This is a genomic window from Roseateles sp. P5_E1 (genome assembly GCF_054049335.1).
The window spans coordinates 1-2220 of sequence record NZ_JBFUMN010000119.1 but is presented as its reverse complement, the minus strand read 5'-3'; the positions used below and the strand labels follow the sequence as shown (position 1 = coordinate 2220).

General features: G+C 72.7%; 2 protein-coding genes. Both read right to left on the bottom strand.

Going from position 1 to position 2220, the window contains the following annotated elements; translation table 11 throughout:
* Positions 1-82: 82 nt before the first annotated feature.
* Positions 83-2044, bottom strand: coding sequence for an ATP-binding protein (locus ACXJKJ_RS30015; RefSeq protein ID WP_457394973.1), 1962 nt, complete (start codon positions 2042-2044; stop codon positions 83-85).
* Positions 2041-2220 (bottom strand): hypothetical protein (locus tag ACXJKJ_RS30010; RefSeq protein ID WP_457394970.1); only part of this gene is annotated, 180 nt, incomplete at its 5' end. The genes ACXJKJ_RS30015 and ACXJKJ_RS30010, both read right to left, overlap by 4 nt.

Sequence of the window (2220 nt, the reverse complement as noted above, 5' to 3'; positions counted from 1 at the left end):
GGTCGACCCCAGCTTCGACTTCGCGCCTTGCTCGCGGGCTTTTGAGTGGCAACGCATCCGATCCCCGTAGTGTTAGCAGGCCCTACAGCTCGGACGGCGCGCTGCGCCCCAGCTTGCGGTACTCGGCGCGCAGGCCGTCAGCAATGTCCGCATAGGCGATGCGCTCACCGCGGGCGCGGGCCTGGGCGGCGGCAGCGAGCACGGCATTGCGCACATGGCCACCGGCGAAGTCGCCCAGGGCCGCCAGGCGGTTCAGGTCGGCGGCGCTGCAGTCGCTGGCCTCGCCGAGATGGGCCTGCCAGAGGCTGCGCCGCGCGGTAGCGTCGGGCGCGACGAAATCGATGATGAAGTCCAGCCGGCGCGCGAAGGCCGGGTCGAAGCGGGCGCGGCTGTTGCTCGTCAGCACGACGATGCCGCTGTGGGTCTCGATGCGCTGCAGCAGGTAGTTGGTCTGCGCATTGGCGAAGCGGTCGTTGGCGCTGGCCACCTCGGTGCGCTTGCCGAACAGGGTGTCGGCCTCGTCGAAGAGCAGCACCGCGTCGGCATGCTCGGCGCGGGCCAGCAACTCGGCCAGGTTCTTCTCGGTATCGCCTATCCATTTGCTCAGCATGGCCGCCAGGTCCACGCGGTAGACCGGCAGGCCCAGACGGTGGGCCAGCCACTGGCCGGCAAGCGACTTGCCGGTGCCGGAGCCGCCGGTGAACAGCATGCGCACGCCATCGCAGGCGCGCGTGCGTGTCGCCGCGCCCAGGCCGACGTGCAGGGTCTCGCGTTGCATGCAGCGCTGCACGATGCGCTCCAACTCGGAGCGCAATTGCGGGCTGGCGACGAGGGCGGCGTCGGGCACGGATTCGCTCAGCGGTTGGGCCAGCGCGTCGAGGGCGCGGCCCGAGGGTGTCATCAGGGCGGCGCGGTGCAGGCTCTCCGTCGTGGCCTGGCCGGCACCGAGCAGGCGAGCCAGGCGGGCGTGGTCGCTGATCTGGGCGTAGCCGGCGCGGTAGCGGCCAGCGGCTTGCGTGGCCAGGGTCTCATCGGCCAGCGCGTCCCGCCAGAGCGCGGTGCGGGTCGCCGCATCGGGCAGCGGCACGCGCCAATCGGCCATGGGGCCATCGCGACGCACGCCGCCGTCCAGGCCGGTGACGACCAGGGCCGGGCCGTCGTACACGGCCAGGGCTGGCAGCGTGGTCACGGTGCCCGGCGCGCCGTCGATCTCGAAGATGGGAACCCGGCCGGTCAGCACCAGCCAGGCTTCGGCGCCAGGCGGCAGGGCATCCGCGTTGGCAAACCAGGCCGGCTCGGCGTCGAGACGACGCACCAGCTCGGCGGCCAGGCCGCGCGCCTCATGCGGCGCGGCGCTGCGGATGACCAGGCCGGAGCGCGGCATGGCGGCCAGGTCTCGGGCCCAGTCGGCCAGCGCTGTGTCGAGAGCGGGGACTGGGGTGACGGGCCACACCGCCGGCGTCGGCGCGCCAGGCCAGTCGCAGGCCACGCCCGCCAGCGCGGCGGCGATGGGCGCCGGCACGCGCAGCGCGGTCTCGCACAGCGGATGGGCAGCATTCGGCTCCTCGGCCTGCAGCAGGCCATGGCGCATGGCGCGGCCATAGGCCAGGGCGTGAAGGGTCGTGGCTTCACTGCGTTGCGGGTCTGTGTCGGAAAAGCTTTCGTGCAGCGGCGCGAAGGCGCGGGCGAGCAGGGCCAGCGCGGGCCGCGGGCTGGCCTGGGGCGCCTGCATCCAGGCGATCACGCGGCAGGCGAGCGGGTCGTCTTCTACCGCGGCGACCAGGGCGAGCGCCAGGGTCTCGATGCTGCTCAAGCCGAAGGCGTCGCGAGCGCGAGCCAAGGGCGCATCCCTGTCCAGGCTGGCCGGTGCATGGGTGCGCCACTCGTCCCCGCCAGCGGCAGCCAGGGCCTCGCGCAGAAAGCGCTCCTCGGGTGCGGCGTTCTGCTCGCTCGGATGAATCAGCAAGGCACCCAGCGCTGCGAGGCCGAAGTCGCGCGGGCGCATCGTCGGCGTCAACTGGGGCGGCAGGTCGGCGGGGTTCATGACGGGTAATGAAAGTGCACGATGCGGCCCAGCCAAGGCACGAAGCCGGGGTTGATGTCGAAGCCGGCGCGGCGGATGCGCAGGTCCAGCGATGTGGGCGGGAACTCGACGTCGATGCGCTCTGGCGAGATCCAGACCGCGCCGCGGCGGCGAGCAAGGCGAAGCAGGGGCAGGCG